The 24,132-nt window shown below is 63.5% G+C and carries 36 protein-coding genes; all 36 read left to right on the top strand.

Annotated elements, in window-relative coordinates; all coding sequences use genetic code 11:
• On the top strand, window positions 1-875 hold an 875-nt coding region (locus ACH196_RS34820), incomplete at its 5' end, for an elongation factor Tu (protein ID WP_396651420.1).
• Window positions 876-940: 65 nt separating this feature from the next.
• Window positions 941-1,249 (top strand): 30S ribosomal protein S10, encoded by a 309-nt coding sequence (rpsJ, locus tag ACH196_RS34825; protein WP_007066362.1) that lies wholly within the window; start codon window positions 941-943, stop codon window positions 1,247-1,249.
• 110 nt (window positions 1,250-1,359) lie between these two features.
• On the top strand, window positions 1,360-2,073 hold the full coding sequence (rplC, locus tag ACH196_RS34830) for a 50S ribosomal protein L3 (protein WP_396651421.1): 714 nt from the start codon (window positions 1,360-1,362) through the stop codon (window positions 2,071-2,073).
• Complete coding sequence (rplD, locus tag ACH196_RS34835) at window positions 2,073-2,693, top strand: 50S ribosomal protein L4 (protein ID WP_396651422.1); 621 nt, start codon at window positions 2,073-2,075, stop codon at window positions 2,691-2,693. Before rplC ends, rplD begins: the two co-directional genes overlap by 1 nt.
• Window positions 2,690-2,983 carry a 50S ribosomal protein L23 gene (locus ACH196_RS34840; RefSeq protein ID WP_349006997.1) on the top strand — a complete coding sequence of 98 codons (294 nt, stop codon included), beginning with the start codon at window positions 2,690-2,692 and terminating at the stop codon, window positions 2,981-2,983. Before rplD ends, ACH196_RS34840 begins: the two co-directional genes overlap by 4 nt.
• A 19-nt stretch (window positions 2,984-3,002) precedes the next feature.
• Entirely contained in the window at window positions 3,003-3,836 is an 834-nt protein-coding gene (rplB, locus tag ACH196_RS34845) for a 50S ribosomal protein L2 (protein ID WP_396651423.1), read from the top strand.
• A gap of 16 nt (window positions 3,837-3,852) precedes the next feature.
• Window positions 3,853-4,131: a 30S ribosomal protein S19 gene (gene rpsS / locus ACH196_RS34850; protein WP_349006995.1), complete on the top strand. Its 279-nt coding sequence runs from the start codon at window positions 3,853-3,855 to the stop codon at window positions 4,129-4,131.
• Window position 4,132: 1 nt separating this feature from the next.
• Entirely contained in the window at window positions 4,133-4,519 is a 387-nt protein-coding gene (gene rplV, locus ACH196_RS34855; RefSeq protein WP_349006994.1) for a 50S ribosomal protein L22, read from the top strand.
• Window positions 4,519-5,250, top strand: coding sequence for a 30S ribosomal protein S3 (gene rpsC, locus ACH196_RS34860; protein ID WP_396651424.1), 732 nt, complete (start codon window positions 4,519-4,521; stop codon window positions 5,248-5,250). Before rplV ends, rpsC begins: the two co-directional genes overlap by 1 nt.
• 26 nt (window positions 5,251-5,276) lie before the next feature.
• Window positions 5,277-5,690: a 50S ribosomal protein L16 gene (rplP, locus tag ACH196_RS34865; RefSeq protein WP_396651425.1), complete on the top strand. Its 414-nt coding sequence runs from the start codon at window positions 5,277-5,279 to the stop codon at window positions 5,688-5,690.
• A gap of 14 nt (window positions 5,691-5,704) precedes the next feature.
• Entirely contained in the window at window positions 5,705-5,902 is a 198-nt protein-coding gene (gene rpmC, locus ACH196_RS34870) for a 50S ribosomal protein L29 (RefSeq protein WP_396651426.1), read from the top strand.
• An 11-nt stretch (window positions 5,903-5,913) separates the two neighbouring features.
• Window positions 5,914-6,159 carry a 30S ribosomal protein S17 gene (gene rpsQ / locus ACH196_RS34875; RefSeq protein ID WP_396651427.1) on the top strand — a complete coding sequence of 82 codons (246 nt, stop codon included), beginning with the start codon at window positions 5,914-5,916 and terminating at the stop codon, window positions 6,157-6,159.
• A 70-nt stretch (window positions 6,160-6,229) separates the two neighbouring features.
• Entirely contained in the window at window positions 6,230-6,598 is a 369-nt protein-coding gene (gene rplN / locus ACH196_RS34880; protein ID WP_006205457.1) for a 50S ribosomal protein L14, read from the top strand.
• Between the two features lie 11 nt (window positions 6,599-6,609).
• Window positions 6,610-6,921: a 50S ribosomal protein L24 gene (rplX, locus tag ACH196_RS34885; RefSeq protein ID WP_396651428.1), complete on the top strand. Its 312-nt coding sequence runs from the start codon at window positions 6,610-6,612 to the stop codon at window positions 6,919-6,921.
• Window positions 6,914-7,471: a 50S ribosomal protein L5 gene (gene rplE / locus ACH196_RS34890; RefSeq protein ID WP_396651429.1), complete on the top strand. Its 558-nt coding sequence runs from the start codon at window positions 6,914-6,916 to the stop codon at window positions 7,469-7,471. Before rplX ends, rplE begins: the two co-directional genes overlap by 8 nt.
• Window positions 7,472-7,498: 27 nt before the next feature.
• Entirely contained in the window at window positions 7,499-7,804 is a 306-nt protein-coding gene (gene rpsN / locus ACH196_RS34895) for a 30S ribosomal protein S14 (protein WP_396651430.1), read from the top strand.
• A gap of 12 nt (window positions 7,805-7,816) precedes the next feature.
• Entirely contained in the window at window positions 7,817-8,215 is a 399-nt protein-coding gene (gene rpsH, locus ACH196_RS34900; protein WP_349006986.1) for a 30S ribosomal protein S8, read from the top strand.
• A 37-nt stretch (window positions 8,216-8,252) separates the two neighbouring features.
• Window positions 8,253-8,786 carry a 50S ribosomal protein L6 gene (gene rplF / locus ACH196_RS34905; RefSeq protein ID WP_396651431.1) on the top strand — a complete coding sequence of 178 codons (534 nt, stop codon included), beginning with the start codon at window positions 8,253-8,255 and terminating at the stop codon, window positions 8,784-8,786.
• 79 nt (window positions 8,787-8,865) lie between these two features.
• The gene (rplR, locus tag ACH196_RS34910; protein ID WP_396651432.1) at window positions 8,866-9,225 is read left to right on the top strand and encodes a 50S ribosomal protein L18; all 360 of its coding nucleotides are present in this window, start codon (window positions 8,866-8,868) and stop codon (window positions 9,223-9,225) included.
• 77 nt (window positions 9,226-9,302) lie between these two features.
• Window positions 9,303-9,866: a 30S ribosomal protein S5 gene (rpsE, locus tag ACH196_RS34915; RefSeq protein WP_396651433.1), complete on the top strand. Its 564-nt coding sequence runs from the start codon at window positions 9,303-9,305 to the stop codon at window positions 9,864-9,866.
• A gap of 24 nt (window positions 9,867-9,890) precedes the next feature.
• Window positions 9,891-10,088 carry a 50S ribosomal protein L30 gene (rpmD, locus tag ACH196_RS34920; protein WP_396651434.1) on the top strand — a complete coding sequence of 66 codons (198 nt, stop codon included), beginning with the start codon at window positions 9,891-9,893 and terminating at the stop codon, window positions 10,086-10,088.
• A 21-nt stretch (window positions 10,089-10,109) separates the two neighbouring features.
• Window positions 10,110-10,607, top strand: coding sequence for a 50S ribosomal protein L15 (gene rplO / locus ACH196_RS34925; protein ID WP_396651435.1), 498 nt, complete (start codon window positions 10,110-10,112; stop codon window positions 10,605-10,607).
• 130 nt (window positions 10,608-10,737) lie between these two features.
• On the top strand, window positions 10,738-12,078 hold the full coding sequence (gene secY, locus ACH196_RS34930; RefSeq protein WP_396651436.1) for a preprotein translocase subunit SecY: 1,341 nt from the start codon (window positions 10,738-10,740) through the stop codon (window positions 12,076-12,078).
• Window positions 12,075-12,671: an adenylate kinase gene (locus ACH196_RS34935; protein ID WP_396651437.1), complete on the top strand. Its 597-nt coding sequence runs from the start codon at window positions 12,075-12,077 to the stop codon at window positions 12,669-12,671. The genes secY and ACH196_RS34935 overlap by 4 nt, the downstream gene beginning before the upstream one ends.
• A 181-nt stretch (window positions 12,672-12,852) precedes the next feature.
• Complete coding sequence (rpsM, locus tag ACH196_RS34940; protein WP_396651438.1) at window positions 12,853-13,221, top strand: 30S ribosomal protein S13; 369 nt, start codon at window positions 12,853-12,855, stop codon at window positions 13,219-13,221.
• A 121-nt stretch (window positions 13,222-13,342) separates the two neighbouring features.
• Window positions 13,343-13,732: a 30S ribosomal protein S11 gene (gene rpsK, locus ACH196_RS34945; protein ID WP_349006977.1), complete on the top strand. Its 390-nt coding sequence runs from the start codon at window positions 13,343-13,345 to the stop codon at window positions 13,730-13,732.
• 106 nt (window positions 13,733-13,838) lie between these two features.
• Window positions 13,839-14,849 carry a DNA-directed RNA polymerase subunit alpha gene (locus tag ACH196_RS34950; protein ID WP_396651439.1) on the top strand — a complete coding sequence of 337 codons (1,011 nt, stop codon included), beginning with the start codon at window positions 13,839-13,841 and terminating at the stop codon, window positions 14,847-14,849.
• 98 nt (window positions 14,850-14,947) lie between these two features.
• Window positions 14,948-15,373 carry a 50S ribosomal protein L17 gene (gene rplQ, locus ACH196_RS34955; RefSeq protein ID WP_396651440.1) on the top strand — a complete coding sequence of 142 codons (426 nt, stop codon included), beginning with the start codon at window positions 14,948-14,950 and terminating at the stop codon, window positions 15,371-15,373.
• Window positions 15,374-15,568: 195 nt separating this feature from the next.
• On the top strand, window positions 15,569-16,087 hold the full coding sequence (locus ACH196_RS34960) for a metal-dependent hydrolase (protein ID WP_396651441.1): 519 nt from the start codon (window positions 15,569-15,571) through the stop codon (window positions 16,085-16,087).
• Between the two features lie 138 nt (window positions 16,088-16,225).
• Complete coding sequence (locus ACH196_RS34965) at window positions 16,226-16,900, top strand: ankyrin repeat domain-containing protein (RefSeq protein ID WP_396651442.1); 675 nt, start codon at window positions 16,226-16,228, stop codon at window positions 16,898-16,900.
• Window positions 16,901-17,027: 127 nt separating this feature from the next.
• Window positions 17,028-18,146 (top strand): 2OG-Fe(II) oxygenase, encoded by a 1,119-nt coding sequence (locus ACH196_RS34970; protein WP_396651443.1) that lies wholly within the window; start codon window positions 17,028-17,030, stop codon window positions 18,144-18,146.
• Between the two features lie 100 nt (window positions 18,147-18,246).
• Window positions 18,247-19,740 (top strand): DegQ family serine endoprotease, encoded by a 1,494-nt coding sequence (locus tag ACH196_RS34975; RefSeq protein WP_396651444.1) that lies wholly within the window; start codon window positions 18,247-18,249, stop codon window positions 19,738-19,740.
• Window positions 19,740-21,056 carry a replication-associated recombination protein A gene (locus ACH196_RS34980; RefSeq protein WP_396651445.1) on the top strand — a complete coding sequence of 439 codons (1,317 nt, stop codon included), beginning with the start codon at window positions 19,740-19,742 and terminating at the stop codon, window positions 21,054-21,056. The genes ACH196_RS34975 and ACH196_RS34980 overlap by 1 nt, the downstream gene beginning before the upstream one ends.
• A 363-nt stretch (window positions 21,057-21,419) precedes the next feature.
• Window positions 21,420-22,712: an NCS2 family permease gene (locus ACH196_RS34985; RefSeq protein WP_396651446.1), complete on the top strand. Its 1,293-nt coding sequence runs from the start codon at window positions 21,420-21,422 to the stop codon at window positions 22,710-22,712.
• Window positions 22,713-22,787: 75 nt separating this feature from the next.
• Window positions 22,788-23,624 carry a protein-L-isoaspartate O-methyltransferase gene (locus ACH196_RS34990; RefSeq protein WP_396651447.1) on the top strand — a complete coding sequence of 279 codons (837 nt, stop codon included), beginning with the start codon at window positions 22,788-22,790 and terminating at the stop codon, window positions 23,622-23,624.
• A gap of 222 nt (window positions 23,625-23,846) precedes the next feature.
• The coding region (locus tag ACH196_RS34995; protein ID WP_396651448.1) for a hypothetical protein at window positions 23,847-24,132 on the top strand (286 nt) is incomplete at its 3' end.

Below are 24,132 nucleotides of genomic sequence, written 5' to 3' on the forward strand. Positions count from 1 at the left end.
TGTCGGCCGCCGACGGCCCGATGCCGCAGACCCGCGAGCACATTCTGCTGGCCCGCCAGGTCGGCGTGCCGTCGATCGTGGTGTTTTTGAACAAGGTCGACCAGGTCGACGACGCCGAGCTGCTCGAACTGGTCGAGCTCGAGGTTCGCGAGCTGCTGTCGAAGAACGAGTTTCCGGGCGACGACATTCCGATCGTTCCGGGCTCGGCTTTGGCTGCCCTCGAGGACTCGAACAAGGAGATCGGCGAGGACGCGATCCGCAAGCTGATGGCCGAGGTCGACCGCTACATCCCGACGCCGGAGCGTCCGATCGACCAGCCGTTCCTGATGCCGATCGAGGACGTGTTCTCGATCTCGGGCCGCGGCACGGTTGTGACCGGTCGCGTCGAGCGCGGCATCGTCAAGGTCGGCGAGGAGCTTGAGATCGTCGGCATCCGCCCGACCACCAAGACGACCTGCACGGGCGTCGAGATGTTCCGCAAGCTGCTGGACCAGGGCCAGGCCGGCGACAACATCGGCGCTCTGCTGCGCGGCGTCGACCGCGAGGGTGTGGAGCGCGGCCAGGTTCTGGCCAAGCCGGGCACGGTGAAGCCGCACAAGAAGTTCAAGGCGGAAGCCTACATCCTGACCAAGGAGGAGGGTGGCCGTCACACGCCGTTCTTCACCAACTACCGTCCGCAGTTCTACTTCCGCACCACCGACGTGACCGGCATCGTGACGCTGGCCGAGGGCACCGAGATGGTGATGCCGGGCGACAATGTGACGGTCGACGTCGAACTGATCGTGCCGATCGCCATGGAAGAGAAGCTGCGCTTCGCCATCCGCGAAGGCGGCCGCACCGTCGGCGCCGGCGTCGTCGTCAGCATCAAAGAATAAGAAGCAACCGATCTGTCGCGGGCGGGAATTCGCCCGCGCCGCGCCAGAACAAGGAATTCGACGAGATGAACGGTCAAAATATCCGCATCCGCCTCAAAGCGTTCGATCATCGCGTGCTCGACGCTTCGACGCGGGAAATTGTATCGACGGCAAAGCGCACCGGCGCCAACGTCCGTGGGCCCATTCCGCTGCCGACGCGGATCGAGAAATTCACGGTCAACCGCTCGCCGCACATCGACAAGAAGAGCCGCGAGCAGTTCGAGATGCGCACCCACAAGCGGCTGCTCGACATCGTCGATCCGACGCCGCAGACGGTCGATGCTTTGATGAAGCTCGACTTGGCGGCGGGTGTCGACGTCGAAATCAAGCTCTAAGGGGCGGGGATCACGAGCCGGACGGGCGAAAGCCCGGAAGGCTCCTCTGAAGGAACAAGAGGCAGGAAGGGGTCATGCCCCGGCCGGTAACTCTGAAGGAAGATGAACCGATGCGTTCAGGTGTTATTGCACAGAAGTTGGGAATGACGCGCGTCTACAACGACGCCGGCGAGCATATCCCCGTTACCGTTCTCCGCATGGAGAGCTGCCAGGTCGTGGCGCAGCGCACGAAGGAAAAGAATGGCTACACCGCCGTTCAGCTCGGCGTTGGCCTTGCCAAGGTCAAGAACACCTCGAAGGCAATGCGCGGCCATTTCGCCGGTGCAACCGTCGAGCCGAAGACGAAGCTCGCCGAGTTCCGCGTTTCCGACGACAATCTGCTCGACGTCGGCGCCGAGATCACAGTCGATCACTTCGTTGCGGGCCAGAAGGTCGACGTCACCGGCACTTCGACCGGCAAGGGTTTCCAGGGCGTCATCAAGCGCCATCACTTCGGTGGTGGCCGCGCGACCCACGGTAACTCGGTGTCGCACCGCACGCACGGCTCGACCGGCCAGCGCCAGGACCCCGGCAAGGTGTTCAAGGGCAAGAAGATGGCCGGCCACATGGGCGCGACCCGCGTGACCACGCAGAATGTCGAGGTCGTCTCGACCGATGCGGATCGCGGCCTGATCCTGATCCGTGGCGCGGTTCCGGGCACCAAGGGCGCCTGGATTCTGGTGCGCGACGCCGTCAAGGTGGCGCTGCCCGACAACGCGCCGAAGCCGGCCGGCCTGCGCGCCGTGGCCAAGACCGAAGCTCCGGCCACTGAGGGTGCGGAATAATGGACATCAAGATTTCAACACTGGGCGGCGAAGACGCCGGCAAGGTCGAGCTTTCCGACGCGATCTTCGGGCTCGACCCGCGCGACGACATCCTGCAGCGCGTCGTGCGCTGGCAGCTTGCCAAGAAGCAGCAGGGCACGCATCAGGCGAAGGGCCGCGCGGACATCGCCCGCACCGGCGCCAAGATGTACAAGCAGAAGGGTACGGGCCGCGCCCGTCACCATTCGGCCCGCGCTCCGCAGTTCCGCGGCGGCGGCAAGGCCCACGGCCCGGTTGCCCGCAGCCATGAGCACGACCTGCCGAAGAAGGTTCGCGCCCTTGGCCTGAAGCACGCGCTGTCGGCCAAGGCCAAGGCTTCCTCGATCATCGTCGTCGACGATCTGAAGCTGACCGAGGCCAAGACCAAGGCGCTGGTGGCGAATTTCGCGACGCTGGGCCTGTCCAACGCGCTGCTGATCGGTGGTGCCGAGCTTGATGCGAACTTCAAGCTGGCGGCTGCCAACATTCCGAACATCGACGTGCTGCCGGTCCAGGGCATCAACGTCTACGACATTCTGCGCCGCGGCACGCTGGTCCTTTCCAAGGCTGCCGTCGACGCCCTCGAGGAGCGCTTTAAATGACGGATCTTCGCCACTACGACGTGATCGTCAGCCCGGCGATCACCGAAAAGACGACGACGGCGTCGGAACGCAATCAGGTCGTCTTCAACGTCGCCAAGAAGGCGACGAAGCCGGAAATCAAGGCCGCCGTCGAGGCGCTGTTCAGCGTCAAGGTCACCGCGGTGAACACGCTCGTCCGCAAGGGCAAGGTGAAGCGGTTCCGCGGCACGGTCGGCCGGCAGAGCGACGTGAAGAAGGCGGTGGTCACGCTGGCCGACGGTCAGTCGATCGACGTCGCCACGGGTCTCTGAGAGGCGCGAGGACAGTAAGATGGCATTGAAGAATTTTAAGCCCGTAACGCCGAGCCTGCGCCAACTGGTCATCGTCGACCGTTCGGCGCTCTACAAGGGCAAGCCCGTCAAGGGCCTGACCGAAGGCTTGCGGAAGTCCGGCGGACGCAACAATACCGGCCGCGTCACCGCTCGTTTCATCGGTGGCGGCCACAAGCAGTCGTACCGCATCATCGACTTCAAGCGTCGCAAGTTTGATATGACGGCGACGATCGAGCGCATCGAATACGATCCGAACCGCACCGCCTTCATCGCGCTGGTGAAGTACGAGGACGGCGAACTGAACTACATCCTGGCGCCGCAGCGCCTGGCTGTCGGCGACAAGATCGTTTCCGGCGAGGCCGTCGACGTGAAGCCGGGCAACGCGATGCCGCTTTCGGCGATGCCGGTCGGCACGATCATCCACAATGTCGAGCTGAAGCCCGGCAAGGGTGGCCAGGTCGCGCGTTCGGCGGGCTCCTACGCCCAGTTGGTGGGTCGCGACCAGGGCATGGCGATCCTTCGCCTGAATTCGGGTGAGCAGCGCATCGTCCACGGCTCCTGCTTCGCCACGGTCGGTGCGGTCTCCAATCCGGACCACGGCAACATCAACGACGGCAAGGCCGGTCGCACCGTTTGGAAGGGCAAGCGCCCGCACAATCGTGGCGTCACCATGAACCCCGTCGATCACCCGCACGGCGGCGGCGAAGGCCGCACCTCTGGCGGTCGCCATCCGGTCAGCCCGTGGGGCAAGCCCACCAAGGGCAAGAAGACCCGGTCCAACAAGGCGACCGACAAGTTCATCGTGCGTTCGCGCCATCAGCGCAAGAGCTAAGAAGAGGTAACGCGAAGTGACCCGTTCAGTCTGGAAAGGTCCGTTCGTCGACGGCTTTCTTCTCAAGAAGGCCGACAAGGTGCGCGACGGTGGCCGCAACGAAGTGATCAAGATGTGGACCCGCCGGTCCACCATCCTGCCGCAGTTCGTGGGCCTCACCTTTGGCGTCTACAACGGCCAGAAGCACGTCCCGGTCTCGGTGAACGAGGACATGGTCGGCCACAAGTTCGGCGAGTTCGCTCCGACCCGGACCTATTACGGTCACGGCGCGGACAAGAAGGCAAAGAGGAAGTAACATGGGCAAGGCCAAAGCTCCGCGCAGGCTTGCTGACAACGAGGCGCGTGCGGTCCTCCGCACCATCCGTATCAGCCCGCAGAAGCTGAACCTGGTTGCCGCGCTGATCCGCGGCAAGAAGGTGCAGACCGCGCTTTCGGATCTCGAATTTTCGCGCAAGCGCATTGCGGGCACCGTCAGGAAGACGCTGGAATCGGCGATCGCCAATGCCGAGAACAATCATGATCTCGATGTCGACGCGCTGGTCGTCGCCGAGGCCTATGTCGGCAAGTCGATCGTCATGAAGCGTTTCCACGCCCGTGGCCGTGGCCGCGCCAGCCGGGTCGAGAAGCCGTTTTCGCACCTGACCATCGTCGTGCGCGAAGTGGAAGAGAAGGAAGCCGCCTGATGGGTCAGAAAATCAATCCGATCGGCCTTCGCCTCGGCATCAACCGTACCTGGGATTCGCGCTGGTACGCGAACACCGGCGAGTATGGCAAGCTGCTGCACGAGGACATCAAGATCCGCGAGTACCTGATGAAGGAACTCAAGCAGGCCGCCGTGTCGAAGGTGGTGATCGAGCGTCCGCACAAGAAGTGCCGCGTCACGATCCACGCCGCACGACCGGGTCTGATCATCGGCAAGAAGGGCGCCGACATCGAGAAGCTTCGCAAGAAGCTGACCGAGATGACGAAGTCCGAGACGCACCTGAACATCGTCGAGGTGCGCAAGCCGGAGATCGACGCGACGCTGGTCGCCCAGTCGATCGCACAGCAGCTCGAGCGCCGCATTGCCTTCCGCCGCGCCATGAAGCGCGCCGTGCAGTCGGCCATGCGCCTCGGCGCCGAGGGCATCCGCATCAACTGCTCGGGCCGCCTGGGCGGCGCCGAGATCGCGCGGATGGAATGGTACCGCGAGGGCCGCGTGCCGCTGCATACGCTGCGCGCCGACGTCGACTACGGCACGGCCGAGGCGCAGACGGCCTACGGCACCTGCGGCGTGAAAGTGTGGGTGTTCAAGGGCGAGATCCTCGAACACGATCCGATGGCGTCCGAGCGCCGCGCCAGCGAAGGCGATCATGGCCATTCGGGCGAGCGCAGCGATCGTGGCGAGCGTAGCCGCCGCCGCGAGAACGCCTGAGAGCATAGGAATCTGGAGTAAGAACGATGCTGCAGCCAAAGCGCACAAAGTTCCGCAAGCAGTTCAAGGGCCGCATCCACGGCGCCGCCAAGGGCGGCACCAACCTGGATTTCGGTGGTTTCGGGCTGAAGGCGCTTGAGCCGAACCGCGTCACCGCGCGTGAGATCGAGGCGGCCCGCCGCGCGATCACCCGCGAGATGAAGCGCGCCGGCCGTGTCTGGATCCGGGTGTTCCCGGATCTGCCGGTCACCTCGAAGCCGACCGAAGTCCGCATGGGCAAGGGCAAGGGCGCCGTCGACTACTGGGCGGCGCGCGTCAAGCCCGGCCGCATCATGTTCGAGATCGATGGCGTCAACGAGGAGACCGCGCGTGCCGCGCTCGCCCTCGGCGCCGCCAAGCTCTCGGTGAAGACGCGCTTCGTGCAGCGCATCGCGGAATAGGAAAGGGGTCCGACATGAAGATTTCCGACGTCAGGGCGAAGACCCCCGACCAACTCGATGATGACCTGGCCGCGCTGAAGAAGGAGCAGTTCAACCTGCGCTTTCAAAAGGCCACCGGTCAGCTCGAAAAGACCGCTCGTGTGAGAGAGGTCCGCCGGGACATAGCCCGTATCAAGACCGTCGCCGCTGAAACAGCGGCCAAGAAGGCTTAAGGACGAACAAAATGCCGAAGCGCATCCTGCAGGGCGTCGTCGTCAGCGACAAGAACGAGAAGACCGTCGTGGTCAAGGTCGAGCGCCGCTTCACCCATCCGGTGATGAAGAAGACCGTGCGTATGTCGAAGAAGTACAAGGCGCACGACGAGAACAACGCCCACAAGGTCGGCGACACCGTCTTCATCCAGGAGTCGAAGCCGATCTCCAAGGACAAGCGCTGGGTCGTCGTGACCGAGGCGCAGGCCTCGCAATAACAACGAATTTTGGACAGACCGGGGAGGGGCGTTTGCCTGTCCCGATTAGAGAAGAAAAAGGCGGCCAGTCATGATTCAGATGCAAACAAACCTCGACGTCGCGGATAATTCCGGCGCCCGTCGTGTCATGTGCATCAAGGTGCTGGGCGGTTCGAAGCGGAAATATGCTTCGGTCGGCGACATCATCGTCGTTTCGATCAAGGAAGCCATTCCGCGCGGCCGCGTTAAGAAGGGCGACGTGATGAAGGCGGTCGTGGTTCGCACGGCCAAGGACATCCGCCGCCCGGACGGCAGCGTGATCCGTTTCGACAAGAACGCGGCTGTTCTCGTCGACAACAAGAAAGAGCCGATCGGCACGCGTATCTTCGGGCCGGTTCCGCGCGAGCTTCGCGCCAAGAACCACATGAAGATCATCTCGCTCGCGCCTGAAGTGCTGTAAGGAGCCGGAAAATGCAGAAGATCCGCAAGGGCGACAAGGTCGTCGTGCTCACCGGCAAGGACAAGGGTCGTTCCGGTGAGGTGCTTTCGGTTCAGCCGAAAGAAGACACGGCGATCGTGCGCGGCATCAACATCATCGTGCGCCACCAGCGTCAGACGCAGGCGCAGGAGGGCGGGCTGATCCGCAAGGAAGCCCCCATCCATCTGTCCAATATCGCGCTGGCCGATCCCAAGGACGGCAAACCCACCCGCGTCGGCTTCAAGATCGAAGGCGATAAGAAGGTGCGCGTCGCGAAGCGCTCGGGAGAAGTGATCAATGGCTAAGGCAGCAATCCAGCCACGCCTTAAGAAGGTCTACGAAGAGACCATCCGCAAGGCGCTGCTCGAGCAGTTCAAGTACGACAACGAGATGGAAGTTCCGCGTCTCGACAAGATCGTGCTCAACATGGGCGTCGGTGAGGCGACGGGCGATTCCAAGAAGCCCTCGATCGCCGCGGCCGATCTGGCGCTGATCGCCGGCCAGAAGCCGGTCGTCACCCATGCGCGCAAGTCGGTCGCCCAGTTCAAGGTGCGCGAGAACATGCCGATCGGTGCGAAAGTCACCTTGCGCAAGGAACGCATGTACGAGTTCCTCGACCGCCTCGTGAACATCGCATTGCCGCGTGTCCGCGACTTCCGCGGCCTGAACCCGAAGAGCTTCGACGGGCGCGGCAACTATGCCATGGGCATCAAGGAGCACATCGTGTTCCCCGAGATCAACTACGACAAGGTCGACCAGATCTGGGGAATGGACATCATCGTTTGTACGACCGCCAAGACGGATGACGAAGCCAGGGCTTTGCTCAAGGCTTTCAACTTCCCGTTCCGGCAGTAACGGCAGCGAGCAAAGGAAAAATCTGAAATGGCAAAGACCAGCTCAGTCGAGAAGAACAACCACCGCCGGGCGCTCGTCGCGCAGAAGGCCGCCAAGCGCAAGGCGCTGAAGGCGGTCGTCATGGACAAGGGCGCTTCGATGGAGGAGCGTTTCCGCGCGCAACTCAAGCTCGCCGCGATGCCGCGCAATTCCGCCAAGGTGCGCATTCGCAACCGCTGCGAGATCACCGGCCGTCCGCGCGCCTATTATCGCAAGCTGAAGATGTCGCGCATCGCGCTGCGCGAACTGGGCTCGCTCGGCGCCGTGCCGGGCCTGGTCAAGTCGAGCTGGTAAGGAGGATACGATATGTCTTTGAATGATCCTCTCGGCGATATGCTGACCCGCATCCGTAACGCCTACGGACGCAAGAAGAACAAGGTCTCGACGCCGGCCTCGCGGCTGCGCAGCCGTGTCCTCGAAGTCCTGAAGGCGGAAGGCTATATCCGCGATTTCAGCCAGACAGATTTCGACAACGGCAAGTCGGAGATCGAGATCGAGCTGAAATATTTCGACGGCGCGCCGGTGATCCGCGAGATCGCCCGCGTCTCCAAGCCAGGCCGCCGCGTCTACGTGTCGGTGAAGTCGATCCCGTCGGTCGCCAACGGCCTGGGGATTTCGATCCTCTCGACTCCGAAGGGCGTGATGGCGGACCACGAAGCGCGCGAGCAGAACGTCGGCGGAGAGATTCTCTGCCAGGTGTTCTAGGCGCACTGGCTGAAACAGGAAGGACGAGGACAGAACAATGTCTCGTATTGGCAAGAAACCCGTCAAGGTGCCGGCCGGCGTGACCGCTTCGGTCAACGGCCAGACCGTGACGGCAAAGGGCCCGAAGGGCGAGCTGAAGTTCGTCGTCAATGACGACGTTCTGGTCAAGCTGGAGAATGGCGAGATCGCCGTTCAGCCGCGCGACCAGACCAAGACGGCGCGCTCCAAGTGGGGCATGTCGCGCACGCAGATCGTCAACATTCTCGAAGGCGTCACCAAGGGTTTTGAGAAGAAGCTTGAGATCAACGGTGTCGGCTATCGCGCCGCCATGCAGGGCAAGAACCTGCAACTGGCGCTCGGCTTCAGCCACGACGTGGTCTATGAGACGCCGCAGGGCATCACGATCACTGTGCCGAAGCCGACCGAGATCACAGTATCTGGCATCGACAAGCAAGTGGTCGGCCAGACGGCCGCCGAGATCCGCGAATATCGCGGCCCCGAGCCCTACAAGGGCAAGGGCGTGAAGTATGCCGGCGAGCGCATCGTGCGCAAGGAAGGCAAGAAGAAGTAACGCCACGGTGCGCGGTCGCGGGAAGCTTGGCTTACCGCACATGGCCGCTCCCGTTTTATGAAGGCAGGGAAAGACGGCTATGGCCTCCAAGGAAGCAACACAAAAGCGCGCCGATCGTATTCGCCGCCAGATCAAGAAGGTGGCCGGTGGCCGCCCGCGCCTTTCGGTGCACCGCACGTCGAAGAATATCTATGTGCAGGTGATCGATGACGCGCAGGGCCGCACGCTGGCTGCCGCTTCGACCCTGGAAAAGGATCTGAAGGGCGAACTGAAAACAGGCGCCGACACTGCCGCTGCCACTGCGGTGGGCAAGTTGATCGCTGAGCGCGCCGTCAAGGCCGGCATCAAGGAAGTCGTCTTCGACCGTGGCGCCTATATCTATCACGGCCGCGTCAAGGCACTGGCTGAAGCTGCCCGCGAGGGTGGCCTGAGCTTCTAGGAATTTCGCCGCGCGCCGGCAAAAAGGTCGGGCGCATACCAGCAACCCGTGCTTCCGGAAAAGAACAAGGACAGGATATGGCACAGGAACGTAGGGAAGGTCGCCGCGAGCGCGACCGTGAAGAGCGCGACAGCGAATTCGTCGACAAGCTCGTCCACATCAACCGCGTCGCGAAGGTCGTGAAGGGCGGGCGCCGTTTCGGCTTCGCCGCTCTCGTCGTCGTCGGCGATCAGAAGGGCCGCGTCGGCTTCGGTCATGGCAAGGCGCGCGAAGTGCCGGAGGCGATCCGCAAGGCGACCGAATCTGCCAAGCGCGACCTGATTTTCGTGCCGCTGCGCTCCGGCCGTACGCTGCATCACGACGTCGAGGGCCGCTGGGGCGCCGGCAAGGTTCTGCTGCGCGCCGCCAAGCCGGGTACCGGCATCATCGCCGGCGGCCCGATGCGCGCCGTTTTCGAGACGCTCGGCATGCACGACGTGGTGGCCAAGTCGATGGGTTCCTCGAACCCGTACAACATGGTTCGCGCCACCTTCGACGCGCTGAAGAGCCAGTTGCATCCGAAGGATGTGGCTGCCCAGCGCGGCATCAAGTATTCGACCCTCCAGGCTCGCCGCGGCAACGCGGTCGCCGCGGAAGAATAGTCGCGGGCTGGAAGGAGTTCGATCATGGCAAAGAAAGCCACCAAGACCGTTACGGTCGAGCAGATCGGCAGCCCGATCCGCCGCCCGAAGGAACAGCGTGCGACGCTTGTCGGCCTCGGCCTCAACAAGATGCACAAGCAGCGCACGCTTGAGGATACGCCGTCCGTGCGCGGCATGATCGCGGCCGTGCAGCATCTCGTTCGCGTCGTCGACGAGAAGTAACCGGCGGGCAGGAGAAAGACGATGAAACTCAACGATCTGCGAGACAACGAAGGCGCGACCCATTCGCGCAAGCGGCTCGGTCGCGGCATCGGCTCCGGCTCGGGCAAGACTGCGGGCCGCGGCGTGAAGGGCCAGAAGGCGCGTTCCGGCGTCGCCATCAACGGCTTCGAGGGCGGCCAGATGCCGCTCTACCGACGCCTGCCGAAGCGTGGCTTCAAGAACCCGTTCACCAAGAGCTACAATGTGGTTTCGCTGGCCCGTATCCAGGTGGCGGTCGATGCCGGCAAGCTCGACGCCAAGGAGACGGTGACGGCGGAGGCCCTCATCAAGGCCGGCGTTGTGCGCCGTCCGCTTGACGGCGTCCGCGTCGTTTCGGACGGCGACCTCAAGGCCAAGCTGTCCTTCGACATCGCCGGCGCCTCCAAGGCGGCGGTCGAGAAGATCGAGAAGGCCGGCGGCTCGGTAAAATTCCCCGAGCCGGTCGAACCGGTCAAGAAGATGGCCAAGAAGGCCAAGTGATCCTTCGTCGCAGGCGGCGTGACGGCATCGTCCGCCGCTTGCAACTTCGAGGCCCGGAGCCTATCTCGTGGCTTCGCCGACTCGTGCCGCCGCTGCGGCCCTCTCAGCGTGACGAAGCGGAGAATACTTCATGGCATCGGCCGCCGAGCAACTTGCCTCCAATCTGAATTTCGCGGCCTTCGCCAAGGCCGAAGATCTGAAGAAGCGCATCTGGTTCACGCTGGGTGCGCTTTTGGTCTATCGTCTCGGCACCTACATTCCGCTTCCAGGCATTTCTCCCGAGGCTTTCGCGCAGGCGTTCTCGCAGCAAAGCCGCGGCGTGCTCGGCATTTTCAACATGTTCGCCGGCGGCGCTGTCGAGCGCATGGCGATCTTTGCTCTGGGCATCATGCCCTATATCTCAGCATCAATCATCATGCAGCTCATGACGTCGGTTGTGCCGGCGCTGGAGTCGTTGAAGAAGGAAGGCGAGCAGGGCCGCAAGATCATCAACCAGTACACCCGCTACGGCACGGTGCTGCTCGCCCTGGTTCAGGCCTACGGTATCTCCGTCGGTCTTGAAGGCGGTAGCGGCATCGTCACTGATCCGGGCTGGTTCTTCCGTATTTCGACGGTCATCACCCTGGTCGGTGGCACCATGTTCCTGATGTGGCTGGGCGAACAGATCACCGCCCGCGGCATTGGCAACGGCATCTCGCTGATCATCTTCGCCGGTATCGTCGCCGGCCTGCCGAATGCTATCGGCGGCACGCTGGAACTCGGCCGCACGGGCGCGCTGTCGACCGGCCTCATTCTGGCGATCATCGTGCTGGCGATCGTCGTCATCGCCGTGATCGTCTTCTTCGAGCGTGCCCAGCGCCGGCTGCTGATCCAGTATCCGAAGCGTCAGGTCGGCAACCGCATGTTCCAGGGCGATACGTCGCACCTGCCGCTCAAGCTCAACACGTCGGGCGTCATCCCGCCGATTTTCGCCTCGTCGCTGCTGCTTTTGCCGGCGACCGTCGCGGGCTTCTCGAACACGCAGAACCTTCCGGGCTGGGCCAGCACGATCCTGGCGACGCTCGGCCACGGCCAGCCGCTCTATATGCTGCTTTATGCCGCCATGATCGTGTTCTTCGCCTTCTTCTACACGGCGATCGTGTTCAACCCGAAGGACACGGCCGACCAGTTGAAGAAGCATTCCGGTTTCATTCCCGGCTATCGCCCGGGCGAGCGGACGGCGGAGTACATCGACTACGTGCTGACCCGCATCACCGTGATCGGCGCGCTCTACCTCGTCGTCATCTGCCTCATGCCCGAATTCCTGATCTCGGCCACTGGCGTACCGTTCTACCTTGGTGGCACTTCGCTTTTGATCGTCGTCAGTGTAACCCTCGATACGGTCGCCCAGATCCAGGGCCACCTGATCGCCCACCAGTATGAGGGGCTTATCAAAAAGTCGAAGCTCCGTGGGGGGAAGAGGGGAAGATGAGGCTCATTCTGCTTGGCCCGCCAGGGGCGGGAAAGGGAACGCAAGCCCAGAGACTGGTCGAGAAGTACGGCATCCCCCAGCTCTCCACCGGGGACATGCTGCGTGCGGCAGTGAAGGCAGGGACGCCGGTGGGCCTGAAGGCCAAGGCGGTCATGGACGCCGGCGAGTTGGTGTCCGATTCGATTGTCAATGCCATCGTCGCCGAGAGGATCGATCAGGACGATTGCCGCAACGGCTTCATCCTCGATGGCTATCCGCGAACCCTGGCCCAGGCCGATGCCGTGCAGGCGATGCTCTCCGAGCGCAAGCAGCGCCTCGATGCTGTGATCGAATTCGTCGTCGACGACAAGGAACTGATCAACCGTATCGCCCAGCGCGCGGAAAAGGCGAAGGCGGCGGGCCAGCCTGTCCGCAAGGACGACGAACCGGCCGTGGTGCCCGAGCGCCTGCGCGAGTATTACAAGAAGACCGCGCCGCTGATCGGCTACTACTACGCCAAGGGGATGCTGAAGACCGTCGACGGCATGGCCGATATCGACACCGTCACCCAGGCGATCGAAGGCATTCTCGGCAAGGTCGCTGAAAACGCCTGACTGCTCTTGACTAACAATCGGTTTTGGATTATGGCCCGCCGTCTTCCCTCAAGGAACGAGGCATGCGGGTCCTTTCTGGACCCTTTTGCTGCTTGAGAAGGAACACCCGCAAGGGCCGGCCTCCACCGGACGCGGGTCAATCGAAGCGCCGGCTTTGCCGGCCCACATGGAGTGAGAGAAGATGGCCCGTATAGCCGGCGTCAACATACCGACCAACAAGCGCGTCGTGATCGCGCTTCAGTACATTCACGGGATCGGCAAGAAGTTCGCCCAGGAGATCGTCGACAAGGTCGGCATCCCGGCGGATCGTCGCGTCAGCCAGTTGACCGACGCCGAAGTGCTGCAGATCCGCGAGGCCATCGACCGCGATTACCAGGTCGAAGGCGACCTGCGCCGCGAAGTGTCGATGAACATCAAGCGGCTCATGGACCTCGGCTGCTACCGCGGCCTGCGTCACCGCCGCTCGCTGCCGGTCCGCGGCCAGCGCACGCACACTAACGCCCGTACCCGCAAGGGCCCGGCGAAGGCGATTGCCGGGAAGAAGAAATAAGGCAGTTGGCAATAGGCAGTCGGCAGTCGGGAAAAAACCTACTGCCTACTGCCTAATCCCGATTGCCTCAGGTGTAGCCGCTGGCACTACGGCGGCGTTGAGATCGAACGAAAGGACTGACATGGCCAAGGAAGCCACACGCGTTCGCCGTCGCGAACGCAAGAATATCTCGTCGGGCGTCGCCCACGTGAATTCGACCTTCAACAACACGATGATCACCATCACCGACGCGCAGGGCAATGCGATTGCCTGGTCGTCGGCTGGTGCCCAGGGCTTCAAGGGCTCGCGCAAGTCGACCCCCTTCGCCGCCCAGATGGCTGCCGAGGACGTCGCCAAGAAGGCGCAGGAACATGGCATGCGCACCCTCGAGGTCGAGGTGTGCGGACCCGGCTCCGGCCGCGAGTCGGCGTTGCGCGCGCTGCAGGCCGGCGGCTTCACGATCACCTCGATCCGTGACGTAACGCCGATCCCGCACAATGGCTGCCGGCCGCGCAAGAAGCGCCGCGTCTAAGCAAGATTAGAACTGCCGCGCGAGCGCTTGGTTGTGAAGCGCTCCTCCACGGCTTCCACACGAGCCCGTCACGATTGGATGGTGCGGGCCAGCGGAAGGAAGAAAAATGATCCAGAAAAATTGGCAGGAACTGATCAAGCCGAACAAGATCGAGTTCTCGTCGAAAGGCAAGACCCTGACGAGCCTCGTCGCCGAACCGCTGGAGCGCGGCTTCGGCCTGACGCTCGGCAACGCGCTGCGCCGCGTGCTGCTCTCTTCGCTGCGTGGCGCCGCTGTCACCTCGGTGCAGATCGACGGCGTGCTGCATGAGTTCTCCTCGATCGCCGGCGTTCGCGAGGACGTGACCGACATCGTGCTGAACATCAAGGAAATCGCCATCAAGATGGAAGGCGATGGTCCCAAGCGCATGGTTGTGCGCAAGCAGGGACCGGGCGCCGTGCTCGCCGGCGACATCCAGACGGTCGGCGACGTCGAGATCCTCAACCCCGACCACGTGATCTGCACGCTCGACGAGGGCGCCGAGATCCGCATGGAGTTCACCGTCGACACCGGCAAGGGCTACGTGCCGGCCGAGCGCAACCGCGCCGAGGACGCGCCGATCGGCCTCATCCCGGTCGACAGCCTGTACTCGCCGGTCAAGAAGGTGTCCTACAAGGTCGAGAACACCCGCGAGGGCCAGGTTCTCGACTACGACAAGCTGACCATGTCGATCGAGACCAATGGCTCGATCACCGGCGAGGACGCCGTCGCCTTTGCGGCGCGCATCCTGCAGGACCAGCTCGGCCTGTTCGTCAATTTCGACGAGCCGCAGAAGGCTGCACCGGAAGAGGCCGTCACCGAGCTCGCCTTCAACCCGGCGCTGCTCAAGAAGGTCGACGAGCTCGAACTCTCGGTGCGTTCGGCCAACTGCCTGAAGAACGACAACATCGTCTACATCGGCGACCTTATCCAGAAGACGGAAGCCGAGATGCTGCGCACGCCGAATTTCGGCCGCAAGTCGCTGAACGAGATCAAGGAAGTTCTGGCCGCGATGGGTCTCCATCTCGGCATGGAGGTGGCCGACTGGCCGCCGGAGAACATCGAAGATCTCGCCAAGCGGTATGAAGACCAGTACTGAGCCTGAATAGAGCATGGTTCCGAGGACTTCCGGTCCGACGGCCATGCGGAAAACCATCAGAGGCCGTGGCCTCTTGAACAGATAGAAGGAAGACAGCCATGCGCCACGGTTTCAAAGGCCGTCGCTTTGCCCGCAGTGCAAGCCATCGCAGTGCGATGTTGGCCAATCTCGCCGTCTCGCTTATCGAGCACGAGCAGATCGTCACCACCCTGCCGAAGGCTAAGGACCTGCGTCCGATCGTCGAGAAGCTCGTCACCCTCGGCAAGCGCGGCGACCTGCACGCCCGCCGCCAGGTGATCGCCCAGATCGGCAACGACAACGTCGTCAAGCGCCTGTTCGAGACGATCGCGCCGCGTTACGCCACCCGCAACGGCGGCTACCTGCGCATCATCAAGGCCGGCTTCCGCCACGGCGACAATGCCGCGATGGCGGTGATCGAATTCGTCGATCGCGACACGTCAGCCAAGGGTGCGGCTGACCGCGCCCGCGTCGAGGCTGAAGCCGAGACCGCCGAAGCGGCGTAAGCCCCTTCGTCAGCGACTGAGCCGTTTGGACCGGCGAGCCGAAAGGCTCGCCGGTCTTGCCATGTCTGCAGGCCCAGCCGTGGCGGCTGCCACAATCGCTGCGCGGTTTCTGCACGAGACCGGCAACATCGAAACCAGATCGCATTGCATCATGATCGTCTGCGCAGGAGATGCGCTGCAACTCATGGGGACTTTATGCTGATCGGTCATCTGCCGCTTGGATACATCATCGGCTCGGCGCTGCGGCGCCGGTATGGGGAGGTGAGGGGCGTCATCGCCGCGTCGCTTGTCGGCAGCACCGCGCCCGATATCGATATGCTTCGTTTTTATCTGATCGATTTCGGCAGCTACAATCACCGCTATTATTTCACACACTGGCCGTCCTTCTGGCTGGCAGCGGCCGTCGTGACCTTGCCGACGATCTATCGGCTGCGGCGCGCCTGGTTCCTGCCAGTCGTCGGTTTCTATCTCGGTGTCGCGTCGCACCTGGTCACCGATACGGTGCAGGGGCCGGTGCGCTGGTTTGCGCCGTTCAACCCCACCGCCTACGAACTGGTACGCATTCCGGCGCTCTACAGCCACTGGATCCTGAGCGCTATGGGCTACTGGACCTTCCTGTTGGACATTGCCGTCTGTGCGGTCGCGTTCCTGATGTGGCGGATGGATCGCGTAGCTGCGCCTTCCGGCGCGCGCGTCGAACGCACGGCCTTTTGAACAGCCAAGCGAGGCGGTGCCATTCCTGCCGCGCTTCGCCGATTCCCGGTCCCATTAGCGTCGCATTTTGCTGGGACAGCTTTCCCAACCAGCGCATGCTGGCCGATGGAGTGTCCGCGGAAATCGGGAGATGGGCGGATGGTGATATTGACGCGCGTGGTGACCATGGTTCTGGTCGCGCTGGTGTCCGCAGCCTCTCTGGCTCCGGCGGAAGGAGGAGACGAATCGTTGCTCTACGAAGCCGCTGCGGCAGGCGATGTCCGTCAGGTGAAGCGCCTGCTGGCCGCCGGCGCAAAGGTTGACATGCGCGATTCGGCCAGGCGCACGCCGCTGCTGCTGGCCACGCACGCTAACCACGTCGAAGTGGCGCGCCTGCTGATCGAGGCAGGCGCCGACGTCAATGCCAAGGACACGATCCAGGACACCCCGTTTCTTTATGCCGGGGCGGAAGGGCGAAACGAGATCCTTCGACACATTCTTACGACCGGCAAAGCCAATCTCAAGGACACCAACCGCTATGGTGGGGTGGCGCTTATTCCGGCGGCGCATCATGGTCACGCCGAGACGGTGCGTATTCTGCTGGAAACCGGCATCGACGTGAATCACGTCAACAAGCTCGGCTGGACGGCATTGATGGAGACGGTGATCCTCGGCGATGGCGGCCCCGTTTATCAGGAGATCGCCCGCCTGCTCATCGGTGCCGGGGCGACGCAGATTCCGGATCGCGACGGCACAACGCCGCTCCAGCACGCACGCTCCAAGGGATACGAAAAGATTGCCGCGATCATCGCGGCGGGCACGCACGACGGGTAGACGTTCACCTCAAGACGCGACCTCTGTTTTCACGGCGGTTTTTCTCCTGTAGTTTCAGCAGTATTGGGGCGTATCGAGCGGCGGGCTGTGGCCTGTCTCTCACGCTTGAGGAGGGCGTCGAAAAATCATGCCGGAATACCGTATCCTGGAAATAGGCGATCCCGCCCCGTGGTTCACGCAACGGTCGACCTCCAACGACAAGTTCCACTTCGATACGGCGGCGGGCCGCTACATCGTGCTCTGCTTCTTCGGCACTGCCTCCGACGAGATGGGACGCTCAATGCTGAAACTTGTCGAGGAGCGGCGCGCGCTTTTCGAAGATGGAAAGCTCGCCTTCTTCGGCGTCAGTCACGACCGCAACGACGAAGCGCAGGGCCGCATCAAGGAATCCCTGCCGGGGGTTCGGCATTTCTTCGATTTCGACGGAGCCATCGGCCAGCGCTACGGCAGTCTGCCGGTGGATTCCAGCTCCGGCCAGGTGGCGATCCGTCGTTTCTGGCTGGTGCTCGATCCCACGATGCGCATTCGCGCGATCTTTCCGGCTGTCGCCGACGGCGCCGAGCGCGCCCAACTCGCCGCCTACCTTGACGCGCTGCCCGCCGTGGACGCCTATCCCGGCTTCTCGGTCCAGGCCCCCGTGATCGTGTTGCCGAACGTCTTTGAGCCGGCCATGTGCCGGCAGTTGATCGACCTCTACGAGGCCGGCGGAGGCACCGATTCCGGCTTCATGCGCGAGGTCGACGGCAAGACGGTCGAAGTGGTCGACGCGCGCCACAAGCGCCGCGCCGATTATACGATAGAGGACGAGAAGCTGAAGCTTACGCTCCGCCAGAAGATCATCCGCCGCATCGTGCCGGAGATCCAGAAGGTGCATCAGTACACGGTGACGCGCATGGAGCGCTACATCGTCGCCTGTTACGACAGCGCCAATGGCGGCCATTTCCGCGCGCATCGCGACAACACCACCAAGGGCACCGCGCACCGCCGCTTCGCCGTGTCGATCAACCTCAATGCCGATTTCGACGGCGGCCAGGTGAGCTTTCCCGAATACGGGCCGCGTTCGTTCAAGCCGCCGCCCGGCGGGGCGGTGGTGTTCTCATGCTCGCTGCTGCATGCCGTCTCGCCGGTGACGCGCGGAAAACGCTACGCGTTCCTGCCGTTCCTCTATGACGACGCGGCAGCGGCGATCCGCGAAGCCAACAACAAGTATCTCGACGAGAGCGTGGGCAACTACGTGAAGGCCTGAACGGCGCGCGAGCGGCAGGCAGAGCCGCCCGCGAGACCGGCATGCCTTTCAATTTACACAATCTTCGCGTCTATAGAGGCCGTTCCTCTGGAGGATTCGCATGGTTCCGAAAGGCTGGATAGCCATTCTGGCTTCCGCTTTGCTGCTGGTTGCCGCACCTGCCTGGACGCAGGACAAGCCGGCTCCCGACAAGCCCGTCGAGCCCGGGCTGAAGGACGTGCTCACCGACCTCCTGGAGAGCATGGAGGAGCCTCCTCCTCCGCCGGCGCCTCCCGGCCGCCGCTTGCCGTTCGGCAGGGCGGAAATCCAGCTCTCCTTCGCGCCGCTGGTGAAGGAGACGGCTCCCGCTGTCGTCAACGTCTATGCCTCCAAGCAGGCGAGGGCGCGTTCGCCCTTCGAGGGCGATCCCTTCTTCGAGCGCTTCTTCGGCGGCGGCGGCCCGCCGCGCGCGCGCTCCGCCCTCGGTTCGGGCGTGCTCGTCGACAAGAGCGGCCTGGTTGTGACCAACTATCACGTCATCCGTGATGCCGACGAGGTCAAGGTCGCCACCTCCGACGGCCGCGAGTTTGAAAGCAAGGTGCTGCTCAAGGATGAGACGATCGATCTCGCGGTGCTGAAGATCGACGGCGACGCGGATTTTCCGGTGATCCCGATCGGCGATTCCGACGCGCTGGAGATCGGCGATCTGGTGCTTGCCATCGGCAACCCCTTCGGCGTCGGCCAGACGACCACCAGCGGCATCGTGTCGGCGCTCGCCCGTTCGCATATCGGCGTGTCGGATTTCGGTTTCTTCATCCAGACCGACGCCGCAATCAATCCCGGCAATTCGGGCGGCGCGTTGATCAACATGAGCGGGCAGGTGGTCGGCATCAACACGGCGATCTTCAGCCGCTCCGGCGGTTCGATCGGCATCGGCTTCGCCATCCCGTCGAACATCGTGCGCGCCGTGGTGAACGCCGCCAGGAACGGCCAGGACTTCTTTGAACGTCCCTTCATCGGCGCGACCTTCGAGCCGGTCACAGCCCAGATCGCCGAGTCGCTCGGCATGAAACTGCCGACCGGCGCGCTGGTTTCCGACGTGGCCGACGGCGGACCGGCGGCCAAGGCCGGCCTGAAGCCGGGAGACGTGGTGCTTGCCATGAACGACATCGCGATCGAACACGTCGACGCGTTGGGCTATCGCCTGGCGACGCAGCCGATCGGTGGCAAGGCTACCCTCAAGATACTCAGCAAGGGTGAGGAAAAAACCATCGAGATCAGTCTCGATCGCGCGCCCGAAGGCGCTTCCAAGGAAGCGGTGACTATTGATGGCCGCAGCCCCTTTGCGGGCGCCAAGGTGACCGCGTTGTCGCCCCGGCTGGCGCAGCGCCTCGGCATACCCACCGAGACCACCGGCATCATCATGACCGACATCGACCGCAACTCGCCGGCCGCCGGCTTCGGTTTTCGCCCCGGCGACATCGTGCGCGAGGTGAATGGCGAAAAGATCACCAGCGCCGCGCAGCTTGAACAGATCGCCGGCCAGAACACCCGCTGGTGGCGTTTCACCGTCGAGCGGGATGGTCAATTGATGCGCCAGATGCTGCGTTACTGATGAGCGACCTGTTCGCGCAGGACAAGCCGCAGCGGCCGGAAAAAGGCCGGCCGCTGGCTGATCGGCTGCGACCGAAAACCCTTGCCGAGGTGGTCGGACAGGATCACCTGACCGGCGCCGACGGGGCGCTGTCGCGCATGATCCGGTCCGGCTCACTCGGCTCAATGATTTTCTGGGGTCCGCCCGGCACCGGCAAGACGACGGTGGCGCGGTTGCTCGCCGGGGAGACCAATCTCGCCTTCGAGCAGATATCGGCGATCTTTTCCGGCGTCGCCGATCTGAAGAAAGTGTTCGAGACGGCGCGACTGCGCCGCACCAACGGCCGGCAGACGCTGCTTTTCGTCGACGAGATCCATCGCTTCAACCGCGCCCAGCAGGATTCTTCCCTTCCCGTGATGGAAGATGGTACGGTCATCCTGGTCGGCGCGACGACCGAAAATCCGTCCTTCGAGCTCAACGCAGCGCTCTTGTCGCGCGCGCGTGTGTTGGTTTTCCACACGCTGGACGAAGGCAGCATCGAACTGCTGCTGAAGCGTGCGGAGGAGACCGAGGGAAAAAAACTGCCGCTCGACGAGGAGGCGAGGGCGGTGCTTCTGCGCTTGGCCGACGGCGACGGCCGCGCCGCGCTGACCCTTGCCGAAGAGGTGTGGCGCGCTGCCAAGTCTGGCGAGGTCTTTGATGCGGAAGGTCTTCAGCACGTCATGCAGCGCCGCGCGCCGGTCTACGACAAAAGCCAGGACGGCCACTACAACCTGATCTCGGCCTTGCACAAATCGGTGCGCGGCTCCGATCCGGATGCCGCACTTTATTACCTGGCGCGCATGTTCGACGCTGGCGAGGACCCGCTGTATCTCGGCCGCCGGCTGGTGCGCATGGCGGTGGAGGACATCGGCATGGCCGACCCGCAAGCGCTGGTGATTGCCAATGCCGCGAAGGACGCCTACGACTATTTGGGTTCACCCGAAGGCGAACTCGCGCTCGCTCAAGCCGCGATCTATATGGCGACCGCGCCGAAATCGAATGCGACCTACACCGCCTTCAAGGCAGCGACCCGCGCGGCAAAAGAATTCGGCTCGCTGCTGCCGCCAAAGACGATTCTCAACGCGCCGACCAAACTGATGAAGGAAGAAAGCTACGGCGCGGGTTATCGTTACGACCATGACGAGCCCGACGCCTTTTCGGGGCAGGACTATTTCCCGGAGAAGATGGGCCGCCAGACGTTCTACGATCCGCCGGATCGCGGCTTCGAGCGCGAAATCCGCAAACGGCTGGATTATTGGGCGAAGCTCAGGGCGGAACGATCGGGCGACTACTGAGCGGCAACTCTGGCATTCAGCCCGTCTGATGGAGTTTGCGCCGATATCCATTGTCGGCGGGCGGTTTGAAACTGCTTTAAATTTTCCGGCCGGTATGGCGTCTTGCACTTTATGGTCGCAGGCCCGATCATGAGCGCGATAGGGAGGAGTTGAGACATCCGCTGCCGGCGCGAGCCTCCGGATGTTTTGGATCGGGTGATGCGCCCGCGACGGCGACACAGGTCCGCGCCTGAAACACCTCAGTACCGAATTTCGGCGAATGGCCCATGGCCATGCGCTTGCAAAAACGCGTGCCGGCTTTTCCCCATCGACTGAAATCGCACCGCGGCGGCTATAGCCTGCGCTGAGAAGGGGAATGGAAAAATGCTGGAAAGGCTTTTCAAGCTCTGCGAGCACAAGACGACGGTTCGCACCGAAGTAATCGCCGGCCTGACGACGTTCCTGACGATGTCCTACATCATCTTCGTCAACCCCGACATCCTCTCTTCGACCGGCATGGACCGCAATGCGGTGTTCGTGGCGACCTGTCTTGCCGCGGCGCTCGGCTCGTTGGTGATGGGCCTCGTCGCCAACTGGCCGATCGGCATGGCGCCGGGCATGGGGCTCAACGCCTTCTTCGCCTTCACGGTGGTGGCCGTCATGGGCTTCACCTGGCAGCAGGCACTGGGCGCGGTGTTCATCTCCGGCGTGATCTTCTTCATCCTGACGATCACCGGCGTGCGCTCCTGGCTGGTCGCCGGCATCCCGCAATCGCTGCGCGCGGCCATCGCCGCCGGCATCGGCCTTTTCCTCGGCATCATCGCGCTGAAGAATGCCGGCATCGTCGTCGACAATCCGGCCACGCTGGTCGGGCTGGGCAATCTGCACCAGCCGGGCGTGCTGCTGGCGATCCTCGGTTTCTTCGTCATCGCCGGGTTGGATGCACTGAAGGTGCGCGGCTCGATCCTGATCGGCATTCTCGTCGTCACCGTATTGTCGATCCTCTTCGGCCTCAGCCCGTTCCAGGGCATCGTCTCGGCGCCGCCAAGCCTCGCTCCGACCTTTCTGCAGCTCGACCTGCTGGGCGCCCTGCATGTCGGCATCGTTCAGGTCGTCCTGGTGTTCGTGCTGGTCGAGGTCTTCGACGCCACCGGCACCCTTATCGGCGTCGCCAAGCGGGCAGGGCTGATCGAGCCGGGAAAACCCAGCAATCTCGGGAAAGCACTGTTCGCCGATTCCACCGCCATCGTCGCCGGCTCGATGCTGGGCACCTCCAGCACAACCGCCTATGTCGAGAGCGCGTCCGGCGTGCAGGCCGGCGGTCGCACCGGCCTGACGGCGGTGGTCATCGCCCTGCTGTTTCTCGCAGCCCTATTCATCTCGCCGCTGGCAGGCTCGGTGCCGGCCTATGCCACCGCGCCGGCGCTGCTCTACGTCGCCGGCCTGATGCTGCACGAGCTGGTCGACATCGACTGGAGCGACGTGACCGAATCGACGCCGGCCGCGCTGACGGCGCTGGCCATGCCGTTCACCTATTCCATCGCCAACGGCCTCGCCTTCGGTTTCATCAGCTACGTCGTGCTGAAGGCGGTGACCGGCAAGGCGCGCACGGTGCATCCGGCGACATGGTTGGTGGCGGCGCTGTTCATCATCCGCTTCGCCTTCTTCGCGGAGTGATCCGCGCCGCACAACGACAACACGATCAGGCCGGATACGCTGGAAACGGCCTCCGGCCTGCGTCATGATCGGCGCATGGCCAGACGGCGAACCGGTCTCGACGAAGTCCGCGCCCACTACGCTAAGCAGATGGCGGCGGTGAGCGGGTCGCGCGACCCGCGCATCGAGCGCGCTTTCGACATGGTCCCACGCGAGGCGTTCCTGCCGCCAGGTCCATGGCAGGTGGTGGCGGGCGACCACCTCATTCCCACGCCGACCGCCGATCCTGCCTTCCTCTACCAGAACGTGCTGGTCGCCATCGATCGGGACAAGGGCATCAACAATGGCGAGCCCTTTTTGCACGCCGGCTGGATCGGCGCCGTCGCGCCGCAGCCCGGCGAAACCGTCACCCAGGTGGGCACGGGCGGTGGCTATTACACGGCGGTGCTTGCCGTACTGGTCCTGCCGGACGGAACCGTTACCGGCTTCGAGATCGACGCCCATGTGGCGGCCGACGCGGCGACGAACCTGAAACCGTTCGAGAATGCGACTGTCATTGCGGCGAATGCGGTGACGGCAGCATTTATGCCCTCGGACATCATCTATGTGAACGCTGGTGTCGTTGCGCCGCCGCTGCACTGGTTGAAGGCGTTGAAGCCAAACGGGCGCATGATCTTCCCGTGGCGCCCGGCCTATAATGTCGGTCTGGCGGTGCTCGCCAGGCGAACGGATCGAGGTTTTGCCGCGCGCATTCTCAGTTCGGCGTGGTTCATTGGCTGTGTCGGTGCCACTGACTACCACATCAGCCGCAGGCAGCCGACACCCGCCGAGGCGAGGCGGACCAAGTCGATCGTGCCGTCCGAAGAGCGCCCGCCGGACGAGACCGCCGTGGTGATCTATCCCGAGCTCTGGTTTTCCAGCGCGCCTGAGTGAAATTCCCTCGGTTGTCCGTCTGGCCCGTTGCATCAGTCAAATCCGATGCCGGCAATTCCGTACTATAACCGACGGCGTTCGAATTTGACCGGCACCGGCTGCGTGCTTTGCCGGTTCTGCCTCGTCGACACGCGCGATGCCGGACGGCGACGATAGTGATAGGAAATATTTCCTTGCGCTTTCTTGCCGCTCTGCTATTGTGCCTTCCGAGCGGAGGCTGGAATGGGCAGGGCCGAATACGAGGATGAGCGGAAGGCGCTGAAGGGCATCGCGGCGACGCTGCTTTGCCTGGCCGTTCTGGCCGAATTGCTTTGCCTCGTGCCGTTGCGGGTTCGCGTCCTTATCCTGTCGCTGCTGCGGCCGGCCGAGGCCGTCGCGCGGGCGTTTGCCGCCGAATGGGCCGGCGGCGCGCTGGCCCTGCCTTCGGCGGCGGCTTGCGGACCAGATGGCGACGGCTGCGCCGAGGCTTCGCGGCTCGCGCTCTGCTTCCGCCTGCTGGCCTCCGTCG

Origin of the sequence: Mesorhizobium sp. IMUNJ 23232, from assembly GCF_044326205.1 — a bacterium.
In the GTDB taxonomy this organism is placed as follows: Bacteria; Pseudomonadota; Alphaproteobacteria; order Rhizobiales; family Rhizobiaceae; genus Kumtagia.

Excerpts from the sequence above, each read along its gene's own strand:
- rpsQ (WP_396651427.1), top strand. The coding sequence starts at position 5,914 with ATGCCGAAGCGCATCCTGCAGGGCGTCGTCGTCAGCGACAAGAACGAG.
- rplC (WP_396651421.1), top strand. The coding sequence starts at position 1,360 with ATGCGTTCAGGTGTTATTGCACAGAAGTTGGGAATGACGCGCGTCTAC.
- ACH196_RS34990 (WP_396651447.1), top strand. The coding sequence starts at position 22,788 with ATGGCCAGACGGCGAACCGGTCTCGACGAAGTCCGCGCCCACTACGCT.
- rpsN (WP_396651430.1), top strand. The coding sequence starts at position 7,499 with ATGGCAAAGACCAGCTCAGTCGAGAAGAACAACCACCGCCGGGCGCTC.
- rplD (WP_396651422.1), top strand. The coding sequence starts at position 2,073 with ATGGACATCAAGATTTCAACACTGGGCGGCGAAGACGCCGGCAAGGTC.
- rpsC (WP_396651424.1), top strand. The coding sequence starts at position 4,519 with ATGGGTCAGAAAATCAATCCGATCGGCCTTCGCCTCGGCATCAACCGT.
- secY (WP_396651436.1), top strand. The coding sequence starts at position 10,738 with ATGGCATCGGCCGCCGAGCAACTTGCCTCCAATCTGAATTTCGCGGCC.
- ACH196_RS34980 (WP_396651445.1), top strand. The coding sequence starts at position 19,740 with ATGAGCGACCTGTTCGCGCAGGACAAGCCGCAGCGGCCGGAAAAAGGC.
- rpsM (WP_396651438.1), top strand. The coding sequence starts at position 12,853 with ATGGCCCGTATAGCCGGCGTCAACATACCGACCAACAAGCGCGTCGTG.
- rpmC (WP_396651426.1), top strand. The coding sequence starts at position 5,705 with ATGAAGATTTCCGACGTCAGGGCGAAGACCCCCGACCAACTCGATGAT.
- ACH196_RS34840 (WP_349006997.1), top strand. The coding sequence starts at position 2,690 with ATGACGGATCTTCGCCACTACGACGTGATCGTCAGCCCGGCGATCACC.
- rplR (WP_396651432.1), top strand. The coding sequence starts at position 8,866 with ATGGCCTCCAAGGAAGCAACACAAAAGCGCGCCGATCGTATTCGCCGC.
- rplP (WP_396651425.1), top strand. The coding sequence starts at position 5,277 with ATGCTGCAGCCAAAGCGCACAAAGTTCCGCAAGCAGTTCAAGGGCCGC.
- ACH196_RS34975 (WP_396651444.1), top strand. The coding sequence starts at position 18,247 with ATGGTTCCGAAAGGCTGGATAGCCATTCTGGCTTCCGCTTTGCTGCTG.
- rpsE (WP_396651433.1), top strand. The coding sequence starts at position 9,303 with ATGGCACAGGAACGTAGGGAAGGTCGCCGCGAGCGCGACCGTGAAGAG.
- rplF (WP_396651431.1), top strand. The coding sequence starts at position 8,253 with ATGTCTCGTATTGGCAAGAAACCCGTCAAGGTGCCGGCCGGCGTGACC.
- rplO (WP_396651435.1), top strand. The coding sequence starts at position 10,110 with ATGAAACTCAACGATCTGCGAGACAACGAAGGCGCGACCCATTCGCGC.
- rpsJ (WP_007066362.1), top strand. The coding sequence starts at position 941 with ATGAACGGTCAAAATATCCGCATCCGCCTCAAAGCGTTCGATCATCGC.
- ACH196_RS34960 (WP_396651441.1), top strand. The coding sequence starts at position 15,569 with ATGCTGATCGGTCATCTGCCGCTTGGATACATCATCGGCTCGGCGCTG.
- rplV (WP_349006994.1), top strand. The coding sequence starts at position 4,133 with ATGGGCAAGGCCAAAGCTCCGCGCAGGCTTGCTGACAACGAGGCGCGT.
- ACH196_RS34970 (WP_396651443.1), top strand. The coding sequence starts at position 17,028 with ATGCCGGAATACCGTATCCTGGAAATAGGCGATCCCGCCCCGTGGTTC.
- rplE (WP_396651429.1), top strand. The coding sequence starts at position 6,914 with ATGGCTAAGGCAGCAATCCAGCCACGCCTTAAGAAGGTCTACGAAGAG.
- rplN (WP_006205457.1), top strand. The coding sequence starts at position 6,230 with ATGATTCAGATGCAAACAAACCTCGACGTCGCGGATAATTCCGGCGCC.
- rpsH (WP_349006986.1), top strand. The coding sequence starts at position 7,817 with ATGTCTTTGAATGATCCTCTCGGCGATATGCTGACCCGCATCCGTAAC.
- rplQ (WP_396651440.1), top strand. The coding sequence starts at position 14,948 with ATGCGCCACGGTTTCAAAGGCCGTCGCTTTGCCCGCAGTGCAAGCCAT.
- ACH196_RS34965 (WP_396651442.1), top strand. The coding sequence starts at position 16,226 with ATGGTGATATTGACGCGCGTGGTGACCATGGTTCTGGTCGCGCTGGTG.
- ACH196_RS34950 (WP_396651439.1), top strand. The coding sequence starts at position 13,839 with ATGATCCAGAAAAATTGGCAGGAACTGATCAAGCCGAACAAGATCGAG.
- ACH196_RS34935 (WP_396651437.1), top strand. The coding sequence starts at position 12,075 with ATGAGGCTCATTCTGCTTGGCCCGCCAGGGGCGGGAAAGGGAACGCAA.
- ACH196_RS34985 (WP_396651446.1), top strand. The coding sequence starts at position 21,420 with ATGCTGGAAAGGCTTTTCAAGCTCTGCGAGCACAAGACGACGGTTCGC.
- rplB (WP_396651423.1), top strand. The coding sequence starts at position 3,003 with ATGGCATTGAAGAATTTTAAGCCCGTAACGCCGAGCCTGCGCCAACTG.
- rpmD (WP_396651434.1), top strand. The coding sequence starts at position 9,891 with ATGGCAAAGAAAGCCACCAAGACCGTTACGGTCGAGCAGATCGGCAGC.
- rplX (WP_396651428.1), top strand. The coding sequence starts at position 6,610 with ATGCAGAAGATCCGCAAGGGCGACAAGGTCGTCGTGCTCACCGGCAAG.
- rpsK (WP_349006977.1), top strand. The coding sequence starts at position 13,343 with ATGGCCAAGGAAGCCACACGCGTTCGCCGTCGCGAACGCAAGAATATC.